At 71.3% G+C, this 717-nt stretch carries 1 protein-coding gene; it reads left to right on the forward strand.

Annotated elements, in window-relative coordinates:
• Window positions 1–257 precede the first annotated feature (257 nt).
• Window positions 258–717, forward strand: a 460-nt coding sequence (locus N869_RS15715; RefSeq protein ID WP_035063258.1) for a cellulose binding domain-containing protein, incomplete at its 3' end; no start/stop codon positions are given.

Raw genomic sequence — 717 nt, forward strand, 5'->3', positions numbered from 1 at the left:
GAGCTGCACCGCCGGATGACGCGCAGACCCGTCCTCGAGCGCCGCGTGCCGGCGTGAGGGCACCAGGGCCCGCCCCGATGACGAGGGGCGGGCCCTGGTGCGTCCACGGGCTGACACCGCTCCGTGACTTAATCGTTTCGGCATAGGGAGTCCCCCGGGTGCGGTTGTCTAGCGTGGCCGCACACGCGCCGCGAGACGGTGCTCGACCGTATGGAGGGGAAAGCGTGGCAAGGACGCTACGACGTACAAGAACACTCATGGCCGGTGCGCTGGCAGGCGTGCTCATGGCAGGCGGTGCCGCAGTCGCGACCGCCGCTCCGGTCCCGGCCGCGACCGGTGCCGGGTGCACCGTCGACTACCGGCTGACCTCGGAGTGGTCCGGTGGCTTCGTCGCCGACGTGACCGTGACCAACCTCGGCTCCGCCGTGGACGGTTGGACGCTGAGCTGGACCCTCCCGCAGGGGCAGCAGATCAACAACCTGTGGAACGGCACGGTCGGCAGCTCGACCAGCGGTGCCGTGCAGGTCAGCAACGTCGACCACAACCGGAGCATCTCAGCGGGCGGGTCGGTGACCTTCGGGTTCGTCGGCAACGCCAGCGGCTCGGCGTCGGTGCCCAGCAGCTTCAGCCTCAACGGCACGACCTGCAACGGGACGTCCACCCCGGCGCCCACCCCGACGCCCACCCCGCCTGGGCCCACGCCCACGCCCACGCCCA

Source organism: Cellulomonas bogoriensis 69B4 = DSM 16987 (assembly GCF_000767165.1).
Lineage (GTDB): Bacteria > Actinomycetota > Actinomycetes > Actinomycetales > Cellulomonadaceae > Actinotalea > Actinotalea bogoriensis.